The following is a 20,492-nucleotide window of genomic DNA, read 5'->3' as shown; positions in this document are numbered from 1 at the left end:
TCACCTGATGTTGTTCAGCTGTTGTCGATCAAGACGTCGGCGGGGCGGACAGGGTTGCTCGTGAGGCGCAGATCACGTCGCGGGACCCTATGCCTTCGGGGGGCCTCAGTGCTGCTGGGCCTTCTGCGGCGTCGCCTCGCTCGGCCGTACGACGACATGGCCCTGACCCTGCAGCATCAGCTGCACGGCCTCCCCGGAACCGCCGCGCAGCATCGAGCCGAGCGACTGCGAGCGGTGCAGCGAGGTCTGCAGTCCGGCGGTCCAGCCGACCACCGCGTCCGTGTCGACGTACACCGGGAACTGCGGCGAGACCGGTATGACCAGGGGGTTGCCCTCGCACACCAGGCCCAGCCGGCCCTGCCCCGAGAAGACGCTGTTGAACAGCCCACCGCCGGTGATGCCCGCGCCCTTCACCGTCGCGATCCGGTACGACAGCGAGGCGTCGAAACACAGGACGTTGCGGCCGTTGACCGTGAACTCGTCGCCGGGGTCGACCTCGACGATGAAGCAGTTCTGCGCCTCGTGCGCGAACCAGGCCTCGCCCTGCCCGCGCACCGCCATCAGCGGCAGCCCCTCACCGGTCACGGCCCGCTTGAGCATGCCGCCCACGCCCTGGCCCTTGCGCTCGAACTGGAGGTTGCCGCGGTAGGCGACCATCGCGCCCTGGCGGGCGTGCATCTCGCCGTTCACCGCGTACTTGATGCATTTGGCGTTCTCGATCGTCATGCCCGGCGCCGAGGCGGGCTGGACCATGTGCTCACTGGAAAAGAGGTCACCCTTCATGCGGGCATCCTGTCCCGGACGGTCCCGTTCCGACCAGATCGCGGCATGTCGCCGTCCTCCGGCCGTCAGGCGCCGAAGAGTTGTGTCCAGTACGTTCCCGCCGGTCCGCCGCCCGCGAAGCCGATCCCTATGTGGGTGAAGTCGCGCTTGAGGATGTTGGCGCGGTGGCCCGGGCTGTTCATCCAGCCCTCCACGACCTCGGCGGGGGAGCGCTGCCCGCACGCTATGTTCTCGCCGATCGCGCGCATCCGAGAGCCCGCGGCAGCCGCCCGGTCCCACGGCTGGGTCCCCTCGGGCGAGGTGTGGGAGTAGAAGGAGCGGGCCGCCATGTCGGCGCTGTACGCCTGCGCGGCGGTGCCGAGCGCGGGATGGACGGCCAGGGGGCGCAGTCCGGCCCTGGCCCGCTCCCGGTTGGTGAGGTCGACGACCTCGGCCGCCGTGCGGGACAGATCGCCCGGTGCGAGCGGCCTGGCCCACAGCGCCGTCCAGTAGGTGTCGCCGGAGCGGCCGCCCGTGACGTACGCGAGGGCGGCGTGGGTGAATGCCGGGTCCTGGAGGGTGCGGCGGGGGTGTTCGGTGCGCAGGCAGTACGCGACGAACTCGGCGGGCGTGCGGGGCCCGGAGACCAGCTGCTCGCCGACGGTCAGATACGCGTACCCGGCAGCCGTGATGCGCTGGTACACCGAGACACCGTCGCGGCCCTCGACGCCGAGCCGTCCTGCCGCGGCCATGGCGCAGGCGTGGGCCTGGGCGGCGGAGGCGAGACGGGCGTCGAGGGCGACCGGCGGTGAACCGATGCCGACGCGGGCGGAGTTGACCAGGCCCAGGAACCCGTCGCGATCGGGGAGCGGGGCGTGCAAGGTGGTGACGGCGGACAGGGTCTGCAGCGTGGGCCGTGCGGGGGGCGCAGGCGGAGCGGTGGGCACGGCAGGAGCGGTGGGCGGGGGTGCCGGTTGTGCGACGGGCGACGGCGGGGCAGGTGCCGACGGGACCGGCGAGGGCGTCGCATCCTCCACTACGTCGACCCCGAAGTCACGCGCGAGCCCCGCCAGCCCGTCCGCGTACCCCTGCCCCAGTGCCCGCAGTTTCCAGCCGCCGCCGCGCCGGTAGATCTCGGCGAGCAGCAGCACGGTCTCCTGTCGTGGGCGCGGCGGGGCGAACCGGGCGATCGGGTGGCCGCCCGGGCCGGTGACCTGGAGTGTGGGGGAGGGCAGGCGGGACAGGGGAGTGCCGGGGTCGGCGGGGCTGACGACCACCGTGACGCGGGTGGCCCCGGGGCGCAGTCGCGGTGGGTCGAGGGTCAGGGTGTCGCCGTGGAGCCGGGCGCCCGGAGCGGACGGCTGGTTGTAGAACACGAAGTCGGCGTCGCCGCGCACCTTGCCGCTGTCGTCGGTGACCAGCGCGGACACGTCGAAGGGGCCGGGCACCCGGACGCTCACGCTGCCGCCCGGGAGGGGCAGATTGCCCCCGGGAACCAACTCGCTCATCGTGCCGTCCTGGTGGGTGCTTCGAGATCCGATGGGGATGTCCGGAAAACGTCCACCGGATCTCTCGGGTTCCCGCCGGCCGGGAATGACGGTGTGGGGCCGCCCTCAGTGCGGCTTCACGCCCAGCGGGACCCCCGGCGCGATGTCCTCGCTCCGTTCGACGGGCACGGCACGACGCTGCGTCTTCACCTGCTTGCCGCAGAACGCGGACTCCAGCGTGCCCAGCATGGAGTTGAGGACCGTCCCGTTGTTGGAGGTGTTGGCGACCGCGGCCAGGCTGCGCTGACCGTCCTTGGACGCGAACGCATACGTGTAGTAGCCCTGCACGGCGCCCGTGTGGCCGTAGACGGAGATCCCGCACGACAGGTCGCGGCGCCGCAGCCCGAGCCCGTACGCCTGCGAGGTGCCCGACGGCACCCACCGCTCCATCTGGGCCAGTTGAGCCCGGGAGGTCAGCCGGCCGCCGAGCAGCGCCGACAGGAAGGTGTTGAGGTCCCGCGTGCTGGAGATCATCGCGCCCGCACTCTGTGCCCAGGACACCGTCTGCTCGGTGGAGTCGACGAGTGCCGCTCCGGCGGCATCCGGGGTGAGATAGCCGCGGGCGTGCCGACCGGGGATCTTCGTGCTGGGGTGCACATAGAGGGTGTCGCGCAGCTTCAGCGGGTCGATGATCCGGTTCTGGTACTCGGTCCGCACGGAGTGGCCGGTCAGTTTCTCGATGAGCATGCCGGCGACAACGAAGTTGGTGTTGGAGTAGGAGTACGCGCCGCCGGGCTCGGTGGTGCGGGGCTTGCTCAGGGACCGGTTCACCAGTTGCCGGTAGGTGAACACCTTGGTGCGGACCGCTTCGAAGCCGGGAACCGTCCGCGCGAACATCTCGTTGGTGTAGTCGTGCAGGCCGCTGCGGTGGCTCAGCACATGCCGCACGGTGATGCGGTCGTCGGGCAGCAGCCCGGGGAGATAGCGGTTGACCGGGGCGTCCAGCTTCAGCTTCTTCTCGTCCACCAGTTGCAGCAGGACGACGGCCGAGAAGACCTTGGTGACACTGCCGATGCGGAACCGGTCGGCGTTGCTGATGACCCGTCCGGACTTTCGATCGGCGACACCGACCGCCGCCCAGTGAACCGTGTTGCGGTCGTCGAGGCGCGCCATCGCGCCGGGTGCGCCCTGCCGCCGCACCGTGTTCAGGACGTTCCACACGCCCGCGACATCCGGCTCGGCCAGTGCGCGCGTCGAAGTGTCGGCCGTGGTGGTGGTGCCGGGTTCTCGCGTGGCGGCGTGTGCGGGAACCGCTACGAGCGACACGAGGGCCGCCGCTACCGCCGTGCCTCGGACCACCGTTGCTGAGACCATCCGGCTTCCTCCCATTTTCTGTCGATGTGCTGCCGATACGAGAACGATCACCTTCGTGCGGGGCAACGTTCTCGCATCCCGTCACATCGCCACAGACGACGCACAGTTGGACGACAGGGGATCACCGGGAGGGAGTCCTTCAGCGAATCCTGCTTCTTTTATTGACGGCGGAAAATAAGGGCTTTAGGTTCCGGGCATGTCCTCGATCCGCCGTGCCGAGACGTTTCCGGCGAACACGCCGGCCGCCTCGCAGATCTTCACCACGGTCCTGTCCCACGGGCCCCTCACCCGCCTCGAGGTGGCCCGGCGGGCGGGACTGTCCCCGGCCGCCGTCACCAAGGCGGTACGGCCCCTCATCGAGGCCGGCTACCTGGTGGAGGACGTGGACGAGCCGGCCCGCCCCGCGCTCGGCCGGCCCGCGAACCCGGTGCGGGTCGACGGGGGACGGGCGCTGTTCATCGGCGTCAAGGTGACCGGCGACGAGATCATCGCCGTGCTCACCGACCTGTGCTGCCGTATCCGCGTCGCCCGTCACGTGCCGCTCCCGGACCGGGAACCGAAGGGCGTGCTGGCCTCGGTGGCCGAGCTGGCGGGCGAACTGCTCGCCGAGGCGGGCGACTTGGGCGTGGCGGTTCTCGGCCTCGGCATCGCCGTCTCCGGTGACGTCGACCGCGGCGCGGGCGTCGTCCGCTACTCGCCGTTCCTGGAGTGGCGGGACGTGCCCCTCGCCGAACTCGCCGCCGCGACCACCGGGTTGCCGGTCACCGTCGACAACGACGTACGGGCCCTGACCGTCGCCGAGCAGTGGTTCGGCGCCGGTGTGGGCCTGTCCGACTTCGCCGTGGTGACGGTCGGCGCGGGCATCGGCTGCGGCCTCGTGGTGCACGGCCGGGTGGTCGCCGGGGCGCACGGCGTGGCCGGGGAGATCGGGCATGTGACCGTCGACCCGTCCGGCCCGCCCTGCCACTGCGGCAACCGCGGCTGCGTGGAGGCGATCGCGGGGGACGCCGCGATCGTCCGGCAGATCCGCGAGGCCACCGGCGTCGCGGTCGCCGACACCGCCGAGGCCGTGGCCCTGGCCCACCGAGGGAACGCCGGCGCGCGCGAGGCCTACGCCCGCGCGGGCGAGGCAATCGGCCTGGGCATCGCCACCGTGGCCAACCTGCTCGGACCCGAGTGCGTGATCATCTCCGGCGAGGGCCTCGCCGCCTACGACCTGTTCGCCGAACAGATCCGCGACGCCTTCGCCGCGGCCGCGTTCGGCTCCGCCGCCCAGTGCGACGTACAGACCCGCCCGCTGCCCTTCGAGGAGTGGGCGCGCGGGGCCGCGGCGACCGCGATCCAGTCCTTCATCCAAGCCGACCAGCAGCAGTAGAGCCGCTGAAACCACACCCTGGAGGTACGGCCCATGCGGTCATCCTCGTACTCCGTCATGCCCGCACGCACCCTCAGAGCCCTGGTGGTCCTGGCCCTCGCGGCGGGCGCCACCACCGCCGCACCGGCGGCCCAGGCGGAAACCACCGCGCCCGCCCTCGCCGCCAAGCCCTACATGGGCTGGTCGAGTTGGACCATGCAGTCGTCGAAGTATCCCGGCCTCAACCCGGACGGCGACTACAGCTACCTCACCGAGGCGAACGTCATCGAGCAGGCCGACGCCATGGCCGCCAAGCTGAAGAAGTACGGCTACGAGTACGTCAACATCGACGCCGGCTGGTGGATGGACAAGGCCTGGAAGTCCGGGTTCGACCAGTACGGCCGCCAAAAGCCCGACCCGGTCCGCTTCCCCAGCGGTATGAAGGCCGTCGCCGACCGCATCCACGCCAAGGGCCTCAAGGCCGGCATCTATCTCCCGGCCGGCCTGGAGAAGGGGGCGTACGGCGACGGGAGGAACCCGGTCTGGAACGCGGACGGCTGCACCACCGCCGACATCGTCTACGGCGACCTGCGCACCACCAACGGCTGGGACAGCGCCTACAAGCTCGACTTCTCCAAGCCGTGCACCCAGAAGTACATAGACTCCCAGGCCCAGTTGATCGCGGGCTGGGGCTACGACTTCCTCAAGCTCGACGGCGTCGGCCCCGGCTCCGGCAAGAGCGGCGATCAGTACGACAACGTTGCCGACGTGGCCGCCTGGCAGAAGGCCATCGCCGGCACCGGCCGCACCGTCCACCTGGAGCTGTCCTGGTCCCTCGACATCGGGCGGGTGGCCGACTGGAAGAAGTACTCCCAGGGCTGGCGCATAGACACCGACGTCGAGTGCTACTGCAACACCCTCGTCAGCTGGGAGAACTCCGTCGACGACCGCTGGGACGACACCCCCGGCTGGACCCGCCACGCCGGCCCCGGCGGCTGGAACGACCTTGACTCCCTCGACGTCGGCAACGGCCGGATGGACGGCCTCACCAAAGCCGAGCGGCAGAGCTACGCCACCCTGTGGGCCATCGCCAAGTCCCCGCTCTACACCGGCGACGACCTCACCCGCCTCGACTCCTACGGCCTGTCCCTGCTGACCAACCGCGAGGTCATCGCCCTCAACCAGGGCGCCACCCCGCCCGCACGCCCGGTCACCCCCTCCGACCCGCAGCAGGTGTGGGCCGCGAAGAACCCCGACGGCACCTACACCGTCGCCCTGTTCAACCTCGCCGACGCCCCCGCCGCCGTCACCGCCCACTGGGCCTCGCTCGGCTTCACCGGCAAGGCCGCGGTCCGCGACCTGTGGAACCACGAGAACCTCGGCACGTACAAGGAGAAGATCACCCAGGCGCTGCCCGCCCACGGCTCCCGCCTGTTCACCGTCACCCCGCACGGCAGCGCGCTCGGCACGACCGCCTACGAGGCCGAGTCCCCGGCCAACACCCTCGCCGGAAACGCCTCCGTCGCCGACTGCTCCGCGTGCTCCGGCGACCACAAGGTCGGCAACCTCTACCTCGGCGGCAAGCTCACCTTCGACAAGGTCGTCGTCGACAAGGCAGGCACCTACCAGGTGAAGGTCGCCTACATCAGCGGTGACGCCCGCTCGGTCGACGTCTCCGCGAACGGCGGCGGCGCCACCCGCCACAAGTTCCCCTCCACGGGGGACTGGAGCACCGTCGAGACGGTCAGCGTCCCGGTGACCCTCAAGGCCGGCGCCAACACGATCACGTTCGACAGCGGCTCGGGATACGCCCCCGACATCGACCGCATCGACGTACCCAAGTCGTCGTCCTGACCGAACCCGGAGCACCCCCATGGACACGAACCCGACCACCGGCCTGCCCAGACGCAGCCTCCTCGCCCTCTCCGCGGTGACCGGAGCCCTCACCGCACTGCCCGCCTTCACCGCCTCGGCCGCACCGCAACGGCCCGCCAACTCACCTGCAATGCCCGGCAGTTCAGCCCACGAGCTGTGGTGGCAGGCCCCTGCCGACGAGCACTCCATGATCGAGCAGGGCCTGCCCGTCGGCAACGGCCGCCTCGGCGCCCTCGCGAGCAACGACCCCGGCCGCGAACTCCTCCTCATCACCGACGCCACGATGTGGACCGGCGGCCTCAACGACACGCTCGACTCCGACGGCCAGTTCCCCTACGGCCGCGGCGACTTCGGCTCCCTCACCCTCCTCGCCCGGCTCACCGTCGACATCCCCGACCACGACCTGTCCGCCGTCTCCGGCTACCGCCGCGCCCTCGACCTGGACCGGGGCGTGGTGACCACGTCGTACGTCCGCTCCGGAGTGACATACCGACGGCAGATCTTCGCCGGCCGCCCCGACGATGTGATCGTCCTGCACTTCACCCAGAGCGGGGGAGGGCGGTACACCGGCACCGTCACACTGGAGGGAACGCACGGCGAGGACGCCGCGGTCTCGTTCGGCGCCGCCTTCCCCAACGGCCTGCGCTACGGTGCCGCCGTCGCCGCCCACGGAACCGGCGGGCGCGTCACGGTGAGCGGCTCGGGTATCTCCTTCTCCGGGTGCAGGGAGCTGACCGTGCTGGTCAGCGGCGGCACCAACTACGCGCCGGACGCGGCCAAGGGCTACCGCGACCCCTCCCTCGACCCGCAGAGTCTCGCCCGCACCAAGGTCCGCGACGCAGCCGCCCTCTCCGCGGACACGCTGCTGCGCACCCATGTCGCCGACTACCACGCCCTGTTCGGGAAGATGGACCTCTCCCTGGGAACGTCATCGCCCCAGCAGCGCTCCCTCGACACCTGGGAGCGCATCCGGGCACGCGCCCGCGACGGCGCGCCGGATCCGGAACTCGAAGCCGCCTACCTCCACTTCGGTCGCTACCTGATGATCTCCGGATCCAGAGGCAGCCTGCCGATGGGCCTCCAGGCACTGTGGCTCGACGGCAACGACCCGGACTGGATGGGCGACTACCACACCGACATCAACATCCAGATGAACTACTGGATGGCCGACCGCACGGGCTTGTCACCATGCTTCGACGCCCTCACCGACTATTGCCTCGCCCAGCTCCCGTCCTGGACCGACCTCACCCGCCGCCTGTTCAACGACCCGCGCAACCGCTACCGCAACTCCACCGGCAAGAACGCCGGCTGGACCGTCGCCATCTCCACCAACCCCCATGGCGGAGGCGGCTGGTGGTGGCACCCGGCGGGCAACGCCTGGCTGTGCACGACCCTTTGGGAGCACTACGAGTACACCGGGTCGCGGGAGTACCTGAAGAAGATCTACCCGCTTCTGAAGGGCGCCTGCGAGTTCTGGGAGGCCCGGCTGCTCACCACCACCCTCCCCGGCACCAAGCAGGAGGTGCTCATCGCCGACAGCGACTGGTCACCGGAGCACGGCCCGCTCGACGCCAAGGGCATCACCTACGCTCAGGAACTGGTGTGGGCGCTGTTCGGGAACTACTGCACCGCGGCGGCCGAGTTGCGCAAGGACGCCGACCACGCGGATACCATCGCCTCACTGCGCAGAAAGCTCTACCTGCCACAGGTCAGCCCGAGCACCGGCTGGCTGGAGGAGTGGATGTCACCCGACAACCTCGGCGAGACCACGCACCGGCACCTGTCCCCGCTCGTCGGCCTGTTCCCCGGCGACCGTATCCGCCCCGACGGCTCCACCCCGGCCGAGACCGTGGCCGCAGCCACCGCGCTGCTCACCGCGCGCGGCATGGAGAGCTTCGGCTGGGCCAACGCCTGGCGCAGTCTTTGCTGGGCCCGCCTGAAGGACCCGGAGAAGGCCTACCAGCTGGTCGTCAACAACCTCCGCCCGTCGACCGGCGGCAGCAACGGCACGGCACCCAACCTCTTCGACATCTACGAGGTGGAACGCGGCCGGGGCATCTTCCAGATCGACGCCAACTTCGGTACACCGGCCGCGATGATGGAGATGCTGCTGTACTCCCGCCCGGGGCACATCGAACTCCTCCCCGCGCTTCCCGACGCCTGGGCCGGCTCGGGCTTCGTCAGGGGTGTCGCCGCGCGCGGCGGCTTCGAAGTCGACCTGCGCTGGCGCGACGGAAAACCGACCGAGGCACGGATCCACAGCGTCGGCGGCCGCACCACGACGGTCGCGTACGGTGATGGGGCCCGCACGGTCACCATGAAGCCCGGCGCCTTTGTCACGTTGAAGGACTTCGCCCGGTGAGGGCCGGACTCCCGCTCGCCGCCGTCCTGTTGACGGCCGTGGCCTGTCAGTCCCCGCCCGCAGAGGCGACCGGCGACCCGAGCGGCGTCGTCACCTGGGCGGCGAGCGCCGACCGGATGGGCGACGGTGTCGCCGGCCGCAGCTACCGGCTCGTCGTGCACACCAGCGCGGGCGGGACCCACCTGCGGATCCGGCTCTCCAACGCCTTCGGGGACCGGCCGCTGACCATCGACAGCGTCCACGCGGGCATCCAGAAACAGGGCGCCGAGCTGCGGCCGGGCAGCAATCGGCGCCTGACCTTCGGCGGTGCGCGCACGGTCACCGTGCCGGCGGGCAGCACCGTGTGGAGCGACCCGCTGCCCGGCAGGCTGCCCGCCGCGACCAACCTCGTCGTCAGCCTGCACAGCCCGGACGCGGGCGGCCCGGCCAGCGGCCACTGGATGGCCCTGCAGTCGTCGTACGCCACCCAGGGCGACCACACCGCCGAGGAGAGCGGCGCCGCCTGGAACATCCCGACCGGCTCCTGGTTCTACCTGGACGCCGTCTCCGTACGCGCCCCAGCGGGCACCGGAGCGGTCGCCGCCCTCGGCGACTCCATCACCGACGGCTGGCAGTCCACCACCGACCTGAACCGCCGCTGGCCCGACTACCTGGCCCGCCGCCTGCAACGGGCGGACACAGCGGTGAAGGGCGTGGCCAACGAAGGCATCTCCGGGAACAAGGTCCTCGCGGACAACCCCGGCCAGAGCGCGCTGAACCGGCTGGAGCGGGACGTCCTGTCCCAGCCAGGGGTGCGGACCGTGTTCCTGTTCCAGGGCGTCAACGACATCAAGGCCCATACGGGCGTCACGGCCGAGGACCTGATCGAGGGCTACCGCGAGATCGTCGAGCGGGCCCACGCGGCCGGCAAGTGCGTCGTCGGCGCGACCGTCGGGCCCTTCAAGGGCTGGCACGAATGGGACCCGGCCGCCGAGGCCGTGCGCCAAGAGGTCAACACCTTCATCCGCACCAGCGGCGAGTTCGACGCCGTCACCGACTTCGACCGCATCCTGCGCAGCCCCTACGACCCCGAACGGATGCTTCCGGCCCTCGACGGCGGCGACCACATCCACCCGAACGACAAGGGGATGCAGGCGATGGCCGACGCCGTCGACCTGACCGCCCTCGACTGCGACACCACCGGCTGACGGCCACGACGGGAAGTCAGCCGACCGTCTCCTCGCGGGTGATCAGGCCCTCCCGATAGGCGATCGCCACCGCCTCCGTGCGGCTCGCGGCGCCCAGCTTGGCGAGGATGTTGGAGACGTGGACGCTCGCGGTCTTGCCGGTGATGTACAGCTCCTCGCCGATCTTCCGGTTGCTGCGGCCGAGGGCGAGGAGGAGCAGCACCTCCTGCTCGCGGGCCGTGAGCGGCGAGGAGCGGTCGGCGGAGGTTTCCGCGAGGCGGCCGCGCCGGATCAGGGCGTCCAGTCGCTCCAGCAGGAGTGTCGCGCCGAGCCGGGCCGCCGTCTCCCGTGCGGCCCGGGCCTCGATGGCCGCCGCCTCACGGTCGTCCGCGGCCAACAGGGCCTCGGCGTGGCGCAGTCGGCATCGCGCCCGCTCGTACTCGTCGCCGTAGTCGCAAGCGGCCACCGCCTTCGCCCACGCCCGCACGTCCGGTCCGGACACCACCCGTACCCACTCCGCCTCCGCACGGGCCAGCCACGCCACGCCTTCCGGGCCCTGTGGCGTGCCGCTCTCGCCGTGCACGGCCGTCGCCCGGGCCAGTTCGACCAGTTCGGTCGCCGTGTCCGCCCAGCGGCGCACCCCCGCCTCGTCCGAGGTGCGGCGCAACTCGGCGGCACGGTCGGCGACCGCGGCCAGCGCGAGGGCGACGAGCCGGACCGTGACGTCGGGCAGCGTCCCCGCATCGTCGGTGAGAGCCTCAACCGTGGACCGCATCCGCTCCACCGCCGCCTCCGCGTCACCGCGCAGCGCGGCGGCGTCGGTGAGCGCGATGCCCGCGACGAGTGTGCCCATCCAGTCGAAGGGTCCCTCCAGCAGGGCGCGAGCATGCTCGGCGGCCGTGAGGTTGCCGCGTGCGAGAGCGACGTACAGCGCCGGACCGGCCGTGTATCCGCCCATCGCGGGCAGCACTTCGGAGTCGGCCGCGGCGGCGTTCACGCACTCGTCCCAGTGGCCCAGCGTGTACAGCACCAGCAGCCGCAGATACCGCATCGCCAGCGGATACGTCGAGGACAGCAAACCGGCACGCCGGGCCCGGTCCAGCCCCTCCGTCAGCCAGGCCAGACACTCCTGGAGGTCACCTGACTCGTAGCAGCCGATGGCGAGGTTGAACAGCGCGCGCATCTCCACCGGCGCGTTGCCCGAGCGTCGCGCCAACTCCCGGGCCTCGCAGAGCCGTTCACGGCCCCGCGGTGTGTCGCGGCTGTCTCGTTCGAGTCCGGTCAGTGAGATGAGCAGGTCGGCCTGGGCATCTGTCACCTGCAGTTTCTCGGCGGTGCGCAGGGCCTCGCGGCCGACCCGCAGCGCGGTGTCGTTCTCCCCGACCTGGCGTGCCGCCATGACATGCGTGGCCGCCGCCCACGTCCACGTCCGCGACGCAGGCTCGGCGGGGATCAGCGCGAGCGCCTCGCTGCTGTAGGCGAACGCCGCCGTCAGGCTGTCGACGGTGAGCAGATTGCCGGCCAGCGTGTAGCGGACCCGGGCGGCGAGCTCGGTGTCCGTGTCCTGGCCGACGCCGGCCAGCGCGGAGCGGGTGAGGGTGACCGCGCGGTGCGACTCCCCGGCGTGCGCGGCCGCCGCGGACGCGCGCAGGGTGAGCGTCACCCGGTTGTTGCCCTCGCCCGAGGGCCGCGCCGACGGCTCCACCGACGACCACACGTCCAGGGCGGCCTCCAGATGCCGTAGCTCCTCGGCGGGAGCACCGACCCGGTGCGCGTGGTCGGCGGCCTCCAGTGAGGCGGCCAGCGCCTCGGCCAGGTCGTGGCTCTCGCGGTAGTGGTGGGCGCGCTCCGCCGCCGTCTCGGCGGGACGGCCGCGTCCGGTGAGCAGCCGGGCGAACGTGCCGTGCAGCCGGGCCCGTTCACCGGGCAGCAGATCGGCGTACACCGCCTCGCGCGCGAGCGCGTGCCGGAACGCGTACGTGTCGCCGTCGCCGGCCACCAGCAACTGCCGCCCGATCGCCTCCCGCAGTGCCGTCTCCAGCTCGCCCTCCGGGATGCCCACGGCGCCCCGCAGCAGCTCGTGTTCGACGTGGCGCCCCGCGACGGCGGCCGTACGCAGCACCTGCTGGGCGGTGTCGGACAGCTGCTCGAACCGTATGAGGAGTACGTCGGCCAGCCCGCTGGGCACACCGCCGGCCTCCGCGTCCGTGGCCGCGACCAGCTCCTCGGCGTAGAAGGCATTGCCCTCGGCCCGCTCGACGATCCGCCGGACCGTGACGTCCGACAGCGTCCGCTCCTGCACGGCCCGCACCAGCCGGGCCACTTCGGCGTCCGCCAACGGCCGCAGTTCGAGCCGCTCGACGGCGGGCAGCCGCACCAACTCGGCCAGCAACGGCCGCAGCGGATGACGCCGATGCAGATCATCCGCGCGGTACGACGCCAGCACGGCGAGCCGATGCCCGGGCGCCCCACCCGCAGTCCGCTGCAGGATCCCCCGACTCAACAGGAACCGCAGCAGATCACGCGACGACTGATCGGCCCAGTGCAGATCCTCCAGGACGAGCAGCACCGGCGCGACATCCGCCAGATCGGCGAGCAGCCCCGCAATGCCCTCGAACAACCGCAGCCGGTCCCTCACGGCGTCCGTCCCGCCGCCCAGCAGCCCTTCGACCACGGGATGCGCGGCAAGGACCTCCGCGAACCGCTCCTCACCGGCGAGCACGCCCAGCACCTCGGTGAACGGCAGATAGGGCAGCCCGACATCGCCGAGATCGACACAATGACCGGTCAGCACGATCATCCCGTCCCCGGCTGCACGCCCCGCCACCTCGTCGAGCACCCGGGTCTTGCCGACCCCGGCGTCCCCGGCGACCAGCACAGCCCGGGCCTCACCACTCCGGGCACGCTCCAGCACGGCGGAGAGCCGAGCGAGCTCGCCGTCCCGCCCGATCAACGGCGTGCTGAATGAGGTCTGCGACACGGAAACATCCTGTCACGCGCCACTGACAGCGCCTCTGGTTTTCAGGGGCGCGAGGAACTGCGCGACCAGCTACAAACGACCCGCACCCGCCGTAGAACCGACAGCCCCGAGCTCTCAGGCGCGCAAAGTCCTCGCCCAATCATCCGGCACCCGCCCCGCAGGCCCCGGCGCCGGCTGATCCACGGGATGACTCACCGGCGCCGCAAGCTCGGGCCCCGACTCGTACATCTCGTTCGTGGCGAAGTTCCAGAACCACTCCTCACCCGGCTCGAAACTCTGCACGAACGGATGCCCAGTAGCCTTGAAATGCCCCGTGGCATGCTTCGCGGGCGAACTGTCACAACACCCCACATGCCCGCACTGCGCACACCGCCGCAGATGGAACCACCACCCGCCGACCGCATCGCACTCGGCACACCCGCTCCCGCTCGGCGGAACGCTCGGGTCAATTCCGTTGTCGCTGCTCATGCAGGCTCCTCCTCGACCGATGTGAGCGGCAGCAGCACCTGGAAGCGGGTGTCACCCGGCTGCGACTCCACCTGGATGCTGCCGTGGTGCTTGTTGACCACGATCCGCCAGGAGATGTCGAGGCCGAGCCCGGTGCCCTCACCCACGGGCTTCGTCGTGAAGAAGGGATCGAAGATCCGCCCCCGGTGCTCCGGCGGAATCCCGACCCCCGTGTCGCGGAACTCCACCAGCAGCCGGTCGTGATCCGGCGCCGTCCGCACGGTCAACGTCCCTTCCCCGCCCGCGCTGTCGATCGCCGCGACCGCGTTGTCGATCAGGTTCGTCCACACCTGGTTGAGCTCCGCCGGGTAGGCCGGGATCTTCGGCAGCGTACGGTCGTACTCCTTGACGACCTTGATCTGCTTGCCGATCTTGCCCGACAGCATCAGCAGGGTGCTGTCGAGGAGTTCGTGCACGTCGGCGTTCTGGAAGGGCGCGCGGTCGAGCTGGGAGTACTGCTTGGCGGCGTCGACGAGGTGTGAGATGCGGTTGGTGGAGTCGTTGATCTCGTCCATCAACAGCTCGGTCTCGACGGTGTAGTTGAGCCATCCGATCGCGCTCGGCAGGATCTCCTCGTCCACGGCCGCCGCGATCTGGTCCAGCCAGTCCGCGTCGAGACCGGCCTGCACGAAGGTGGGCGCGATCCGCCAGCCCTCCGCAATGCCGTGGTCGTCCAGCCAGTCGGTGAGCTCGTCCTCCCGGTCCGACGCCTCCAAGGGGCTCAACGTCGGTGCCTTGGCGACCCGTTCCGCCGTGCGCTCCTGGATGTCGATGAGGTTCGCCATGACCTCGGGGGAGTAGGAGCCCTGCGCGATGATGGCGAGCTTGTGCCGCATCTTCGCCACCCGCTCCCGCAGCGTCGCGGTCGCCCGCACGGCCGCCGCCGCGGGATTGTTGAGCTCGTGCGTGAGCCCGGCGGACAACGAGCCGAGCGCCAGCAGTCGTTCACGCTGGCCGATGACCCGCTGGGTGCTCTTCGAGCCGAAGAAGAGCCCCTCCAGCAGATGCACCGCCATCGGGAACCACTCCTGCATGATGTCCGCGAACGTGTCGGCGGGCAGCACGAAGAACCGCGTCGGCTCGGTGACGCGCATGGAGTTGTTGTAGACCTGCCGCACCCGGTCACCCAGATACGCCTGCATGGACCCCGCGTACACCCCGCGCTGGGAAGTCCGGGTCACCTCCACGTCGTCCGTGCCGACCCGGCGGTACAGGACGACCGTGCCCTCGACCATCACGTAGAAGCACGTGGCCGGTTCACCCTCGGTGTACACGGGCCCGGGCTCGAACTTCTCCACCCGCCCCGCGCTGCACAACCTGCCGAGCTGCTCGGGCGTGAGCTTCTCGAACAGGAACAGCGCCCCGATCTCCTCGGGGCTGCACGGCATCAGCTGCCCGCTCATGACTGCTCCAGATAGCGGTGGACGAGCATGACGGCCATGGCTCCCTCTCCGACGGCGGACGCGACGCGCTTGGCGGACTCGGCGCGCGCGTCGCCCGCCACGAACACGCCGGGGATGTTGGTCTCCAGGTGGTACGGCGGCCGGTCCAGCTCCCAGCCGGCCGGCGGCCGCCCGTCGGACGTCAGGTCGGGCCCGGCCAGGATGAACCCGCGTTCGTCCCGCAGCACCGTCTCGCCCAGCCAGTCGGTCAGCGGGGCCGCGCCGATGAACACGAACATCCACTGGGCGTCGACGAGTTCGGTCCGACCGCTCTCCACGTCCCGCAGCGTCAGCTGCTCCAGGTGGTCGGAGCCGTGCGCGGACTCGACGACCGTGCCGGTGCGCACCGAGATGTTCGGCGCCTCCTCGATCTGCTGGATCAGGTAGTGCGACATGGACGCCGACAGCGACACCCCGCGCACCAGCAGCGTCACCGACTTGGCGCCCCGCGACAGATACATCGCCGCCTGCCCCGCGGAGTTGGCGCCGCCGACGATGTACACGTCCTGGCCCTGACAGGACGGCGCCTCCGTCAGCGCCGACCCGTAGAACACCCCGCAGCCGGTCAGGTCCTCGCAACCGGGCGCCGCCAGCTGCCGGTAGGACACGCCGGTCGCCAGGATCACGCTGTGCGCGGCGACCGCCGAGCCGTCCGAGAACCGTACGATCCGGGCGGCGCCGCTGACCTCCAGCGCCGTCACCTCGCGCGCGGTGAGGATCTCGGCGCCGAACTTCCCCGCCTGCCGCCGGGCCCGGTCGGTGAGCTGCGCCCCCGACACGCCGTCCGGGAAGCCCAGGTAGTTCTCGATCCGGGAACTCTGCCCGGCCTGCCCACCGGTCGCCGACCGCTCCACCAGCACGGTCCGCAGCCCCTCCGACGCCCCGTACACGGCCGCGCCGAGCCCGGCCGGGCCACCGCCGATGACGACGAGGTCGTAGAAGTCGGCCGTGGGCGTCGTGGCCAGCCCGACCTGCGCCGCCAGCTCGGGAGCCTCCGGGGCGACCAGCGGCGTCCCGTCCGGTGTGACCACCAACGGCAGTCGCTGCCCGTCCTGCCCGGCCGCGGCCAGCAGCCGCTGCCCCTCGGGCTCGTCGGCGGAGTACCAGCGGTACGGCACCTGGTTGCGGGCCAGGAACTCACGCACATCCGAGGAGCGCGCCGACCACCGGTGCCCGACCACCTTGGTGCTGGGCACGGGCCGGTAGTCGCTGCGCCGCCATGCCTCCAGCAGGTCGTCCAGAACCGGGTAGAGCTTCTCCTCGGGCGGATCCCACGGCTTGAGCAGGTAGTGATCAAGATCTACGACGTTGATCGCGTCGATCGCCGCGTTCGTGTCCGCGTACGCGGTCAGCAGCACCCGCCGCGCCCCCGGATACACGTCCAGCGCCTGTTCGAGGAACTCGATGCCGTTCATCTGCGGCATGCGGTAGTCGGCCAGGATCACGGCCACGAGATCGCCGCGCAGCTTCAGTTCCCGCAGCGCCTCGAGCGCGGACTCGCCGGACTCCGCCCGCACGATCCGGTGCGACGCACCGTAGCGCCGCCGCAGATCACGGGCGACCGCCCGGGACACCCCCGGATCGTCGTCCACGGTCAGAATGACGGTCCGCGCTGCGTCGGCGGCCTGTGCCATACGTCTCCCACCCCGAGGGTCGCGTTCTCGCCGCGGCGATCGCGCCCGGTGGCGCCCCCGCCGCGTCGACTCTGAGCCATCGTATGTTCGATCGCCCGGCTTCGCTCAGGTATGGCAGTCCGTCGCTCTCACGGCTTGGAGGTCCGAGAGACTCAGTCGCTGCTGCGTCGGCGATGACAGGCCACGACCTCGAGGGGATCAGCTGTGTCGCGGCCCGAGTACGCAAAACTCGTTGCCCTCGGGATCCGCCAGCGTCACCCACGGCTCCTCGCCGGTCTGCCCGACGTCCGCGTGGCGTGCGCCGAGCGCGAGGAGGCGGGCGACCTCCGTGTCCTGGTCGTCGGGACGGAAGTCGAGGTGGAGACGGTTCTTGACGGTCTTGCCCTCCGGGACCGGCACGAAGAGCAGGCCGGGCAGGCGGTCCTTCTCGGGCCGGATCTCGTACTCCTCGGCCGAGTCGTTCACCACGACCCAGCCCAGCGCCTCGGCCCACCAGCGTCCCAGGGCCGCGGCGTCGGCCGCGTCCACGTTCACTTGTTCCCATTCCAAAGACATGGGCGCAGCGTAGTGAAGACTGGGCCCGAAGGACGTGACCACGACACGAGGAGGCAGCCGGAATGACGCGCCCGATCACGGCAGGGGTGGACGGATCGGAGGAGAGCCTCGCCGCACTGGCCTGGGCGGCGCGGGAGGCGGTCCGGCGGGGACTCGCGCTGCGGGTGGTGCATGCCTGGCGGTTCCAGCCGCACGACGCGATCGACGCGGGGGACCCGGATACCCAGGCCCAGTGGGTGCGGGAGGGCCTGGTGGAGGCCGCCCGTACCGTCACCGAGCGGCACCCGGCCCTTGATGTGACCACCGACGTGCTCGACGGCGGGCCCGTCGAGACGCTGGTCGCCGCGGCGGCGGACGCCGAGATGCTGGTGCTGGGATCGCGGGGCCACGGCGCGGTAGTCGGGTTCCTGCTGGGCTCCGTCGGACAGCAGGTGATCGCCGAGGCCAAGAGCCCTGTCGTGCTTGTACGAGCCGGGGACCAGGCGTCCGCCGAGGCCGCCGGACGCGAGATCGTCGTGGGCCAGCAGGGCGACGCGGAGGACAGCGCCGCCGCGCTGCGGTTCGCGTTCGAGACGGCCGCGGCGCGCGGCGCTACCGTGCGCGCCGTACGGGCCTGGACCCTGCCGCCGCTGTTCGCCTACAGCCCGGCCTCCCTCAAGCTCCTCGACGAGGCCGGGGGCCTGGAGCCGTACGAGAAGAAGGCGTTGGGCGAGGCGCTGCGGCCGTGGCGGGAGCGCTTCCCGGACGTCCGTGTCGTCGAGCACGTGGAGATGGGCAGCGCCGGCCAGGTACTGCTGTCGGTCGCCGGGCGGACCCAGCTGATGGTCGTCGGGCGGCGCGCCCACCGCACGGCCGTGGGCGCCCGGATCGGGTCGGTCGCCCACGGCATGCTGCACCACGCCGACTGCCCGGTCGCGGTCGTACCGCACGACTGAGTCAGTCGGACGCCGTCGGCTGCAGCGTCTCCCGGGCCGTGGGCAGGATGTTCTTGATGTAGTCCTCGACCACCGCGTCCAGGCCGATGTCGTGCTGCGCCCGCTCGGAGAGGTACCAGCGGTGTTCGAGGAGCTCGTGGTAGATCTCCGCCGGGTCCATGGAGCCGCGCAGCTCCAGCGGCACGGCCCGGACCGTGGGGCGGAAGACGTCCCGCACCCAGCGGTGGGCGAGGACCTCCGGGCGGGCGCCGAGCGGGTCGCCCGGGGCGTAGTCGTCCTGGGTGGCCATCCAGCTCTCCAGGTCGTTCAGGAGCCGGCGGGCCTGGTTCTCCTCGGCATCCAGGCCCGTCAGCCGCAGCAGCTGACGCTGGTGGTGGCCGGCGTCGACGACCTTGGGCACGAAGGTGACCGTGTCGCCGTTCGTGGCGTGCTCGATCTGCATCTCGGCCACGTCGAAACCGAGGTCGTTCAGGCGGCGTATGCGGCGCTCTATGTAGTGGTACTTGCCCGCCGGGTAGACCGAGGTGCGGGTCAGCTCCTGCCACAGGCTCTGGTAGCGGGCGCAGATCTCCATGCCGAACTCGATCGGGTCGACGGACGGGTGCAGGGCCCCGGACGCCTCCAGGTCGAGCAGCTCGCCGCTGATGTTGACGCGGGCGAGGTCGAGGTCGTAGTCGCGCTGACCGGTGCTGAGCTGCGGGTGCAGATCGCCCGTCTCGGCGTCCACCAGGTACGCGGCATAGGCGCCCGCGTCACGCCGGAACAGCGTGTTCGACAGCGAGCAGTCGCCCCAGGCGAAACCGGCGAGGTGGAGGCGGACCAGCAGCACGGCCAGCGCGTCCATCAGTCGGTGCATGGTCGCCGGCCGCATCGTCGTCTCGAACATCGAGCGGTACGGCTGCGAGCCGCCCAGGTGCCGGGTCACCAGCACCGACTCCAGCGGGCCGCCGGCCGTGTCGATGCGGCCGGTGACCACGGCCAGCGGATCCACCGACGGGATGCCGAGCCGGTCGAGGTCACGCAGCAGCTCGTACTCGCGCAGTGCCGGACGCTCGGCGAGCTCCTTGACGGCGATCACCTCGCTGCCGGCCCGGGCGTACCGCACGACGTGGCGGGATATACCGCGCGGCAGCGGGACCAGGACCTCCTCCGGCCACTGCTCGAGCGGCAGATGCCAGGGCAGTTCCAGCAGGAGCGCGGGGTGCTCCGGATTCGTCGCGCTGATCTGCAGTGCCATGGGCCGTTCGTCCTCGCCTCGCCGGTGATCGTCACCTCACCCTAAAGTGCGCGCTCCCGCGCCTGAAGAGCAGCTTCTCGCACCGACCCCCGGTGCAGGGGGCCGTGTCCGGGCAGCAGCAGGTCGCCCTTGAGCCCTTCGAGCACCTCCAGCGAGGCCACGGCACGAGCCCGCTCGTGGTGGAACATGTCGGGCAGCAGCTGCGGCCCCTTGATCCGCGAGGTGGGATGCCCGCTGACCAGGGCGTCGCCCGCGATCACCACACCGGCGTCGGGCAGGTGGTAGGCGCAGTGTCCGCCGGTGTGGCCGGGCGTGTGCACCGGGACGGGCCGGCCGGGCAGGTCGAGCGGGCCGTCCGACGGGAACGGCTCGGGGGCGGTGACCGGGACGTGGGCTGTGCCGCCGGAGCGGATCGCGTGTACCGCCCAGGGCAGGACGCCCGGCCGCCAGCCGTTCTTCAGGACGGTGCCGACGTCCACCTGGTGCAGGAACTCCCGGCGGGCGTGCGGCAGTTCGGCGTCGTGGAGGTATATGGGCGTGCCGTGGGTGGTGCGCAGGTACTCGGCGTTGCCCAGGTGGTCCGTGTGCGCGTGCGTGATCAGTACGGCCCTGACGGCCTCCGGCGAACTCCCCACCTCCGCGAGCGAGGCGAGCAGCTTCGCCCGGTCCCCGGGGTAGCCGGTGTCGATCAGCGTGACCGCGTCGCCCTCGGTGAGGATCACCCAGTTGGTGTTGCTGCCGTGCACCAGATAGGTGCCGTCCGCCACTTGCTGCACATCTGCCCGCATGATCGTCCCGCGTGGTGAGGTCCGTGCCCGACGG

General features: G+C 71.2%; 15 protein-coding genes. 5 read left to right on the top strand and 10 right to left on the bottom strand.

From position 1 onward, the window contains the following. Window positions 1–105: 105 nt before the first annotated feature. The 3 genes from EHO50_RS10520 to EHO50_RS10510 all read right to left on the bottom strand — a co-directional run bounded on the left by EHO50_RS10520 (window position 106) and on the right by EHO50_RS10510 (window position 3,623). On the bottom strand, window positions 106–783 hold the full coding sequence (locus tag EHO50_RS10520) for an AIM24 family protein (RefSeq protein ID WP_128429618.1): 678 nt from the start codon (window positions 781–783) through the stop codon (window positions 106–108). A 65-nt stretch (window positions 784–848) separates the two neighbouring features. After that, window positions 849–2,270: a CAP domain-containing protein gene (locus tag EHO50_RS10515; RefSeq protein ID WP_128429617.1), complete on the bottom strand. Its 1,422-nt coding sequence runs from the start codon at window positions 2,268–2,270 to the stop codon at window positions 849–851. 105 nt (window positions 2,271–2,375) lie between these two features. Then, window positions 2,376–3,623, bottom strand: a complete 1,248-nt coding sequence (locus EHO50_RS10510; protein ID WP_128429616.1) for a serine hydrolase domain-containing protein — start codon at window positions 3,621–3,623, stop codon at window positions 2,376–2,378. A 196-nt stretch (window positions 3,624–3,819) separates the two neighbouring features. On the opposite strand from EHO50_RS10510, the gene EHO50_RS10505 reads away from it, so the two are divergent. Genes EHO50_RS10505 through EHO50_RS10490 form a run of 4 tightly spaced genes read left to right on the top strand, consistent with a single transcriptional unit; the run spans window position 3,820 to window position 10,401 of the window. After that, a complete protein-coding gene (locus EHO50_RS10505) occupies window positions 3,820–4,998 on the top strand; it encodes an ROK family transcriptional regulator (RefSeq protein WP_128429615.1) in 1,179 nt (392 codons plus the stop codon). Window positions 4,999–5,031: 33 nt separating this feature from the next. Further along, window positions 5,032–6,831, top strand: coding sequence for an alpha-galactosidase D (locus EHO50_RS10500; protein ID WP_128429614.1), 1,800 nt, complete (start codon window positions 5,032–5,034; stop codon window positions 6,829–6,831). Between the two features lie 19 nt (window positions 6,832–6,850). Then, window positions 6,851–9,214: a glycosyl hydrolase family 95 catalytic domain-containing protein gene (locus EHO50_RS10495; protein ID WP_128429613.1), complete on the top strand. Its 2,364-nt coding sequence runs from the start codon at window positions 6,851–6,853 to the stop codon at window positions 9,212–9,214. Then, window positions 9,211–10,401: an SGNH/GDSL hydrolase family protein gene (locus EHO50_RS10490; RefSeq protein ID WP_128429612.1), complete on the top strand. Its 1,191-nt coding sequence runs from the start codon at window positions 9,211–9,213 to the stop codon at window positions 10,399–10,401. Before EHO50_RS10495 ends, EHO50_RS10490 begins: the two co-directional genes overlap by 4 nt. Before the next feature lie 16 nt (window positions 10,402–10,417). Here the strand turns inward: EHO50_RS10490 and EHO50_RS10485 are convergent, their stop codons facing one another. From EHO50_RS10485 to EHO50_RS10465, 5 genes are all read right to left on the bottom strand, one after another. Beyond that, window positions 10,418–13,360, bottom strand: a complete 2,943-nt coding sequence (locus EHO50_RS10485) for a helix-turn-helix transcriptional regulator (protein WP_128429611.1) — start codon at window positions 13,358–13,360, stop codon at window positions 10,418–10,420. Window positions 13,361–13,474: 114 nt separating this feature from the next. Further along, window positions 13,475–13,828: a UBP-type zinc finger domain-containing protein gene (locus EHO50_RS10480; protein WP_128429610.1), complete on the bottom strand. Its 354-nt coding sequence runs from the start codon at window positions 13,826–13,828 to the stop codon at window positions 13,475–13,477. Next, window positions 13,825–15,270, bottom strand: coding sequence for an ATP-binding protein (locus tag EHO50_RS10475; RefSeq protein ID WP_128429609.1), 1,446 nt, complete (start codon window positions 15,268–15,270; stop codon window positions 13,825–13,827). Before EHO50_RS10475 ends, EHO50_RS10480 begins: the two co-directional genes overlap by 4 nt. Further along, window positions 15,267–16,943, bottom strand: coding sequence for an NAD(P)/FAD-dependent oxidoreductase (locus tag EHO50_RS10470; protein ID WP_128429608.1), 1,677 nt, complete (start codon window positions 16,941–16,943; stop codon window positions 15,267–15,269). The genes EHO50_RS10475 and EHO50_RS10470 overlap by 4 nt, the downstream gene beginning before the upstream one ends. A 198-nt stretch (window positions 16,944–17,141) precedes the next feature. Then, window positions 17,142–17,498, bottom strand: coding sequence for a VOC family protein (locus EHO50_RS10465; RefSeq protein ID WP_128429607.1), 357 nt, complete (start codon window positions 17,496–17,498; stop codon window positions 17,142–17,144). Between the two features lie 62 nt (window positions 17,499–17,560). Between EHO50_RS10465 and EHO50_RS10460 the strand changes: the two genes are divergently transcribed. Beyond that, window positions 17,561–18,433: a universal stress protein gene (locus EHO50_RS10460; protein WP_128429606.1), complete on the top strand. Its 873-nt coding sequence runs from the start codon at window positions 17,561–17,563 to the stop codon at window positions 18,431–18,433. Between the two features lies 1 nt (window position 18,434). Here the strand turns inward: EHO50_RS10460 and EHO50_RS10455 are convergent, their stop codons facing one another. Both EHO50_RS10455 and EHO50_RS10450 read right to left on the bottom strand, forming a co-directional pair. Continuing rightward, entirely contained in the window at window positions 18,435–19,670 is a 1,236-nt protein-coding gene (locus EHO50_RS10455; RefSeq protein WP_128429605.1) for a DUF4032 domain-containing protein, read from the bottom strand. A 41-nt stretch (window positions 19,671–19,711) separates the two neighbouring features. Further along, on the bottom strand, window positions 19,712–20,458 hold the full coding sequence (locus EHO50_RS10450; RefSeq protein WP_128429604.1) for an MBL fold metallo-hydrolase: 747 nt from the start codon (window positions 20,456–20,458) through the stop codon (window positions 19,712–19,714). Between the last annotated feature and the right edge of the window lie 34 nt (window positions 20,459–20,492).

The sequence above is a fragment of the Streptomyces cyaneus genome, assembly GCF_004028635.1.
GTDB classification, from domain to species: domain Bacteria; phylum Actinomycetota; class Actinomycetes; order Streptomycetales; family Streptomycetaceae; genus Streptomyces; species Streptomyces cyaneus.
This window is presented reverse-complemented; position numbering and strand designations above follow the sequence as displayed.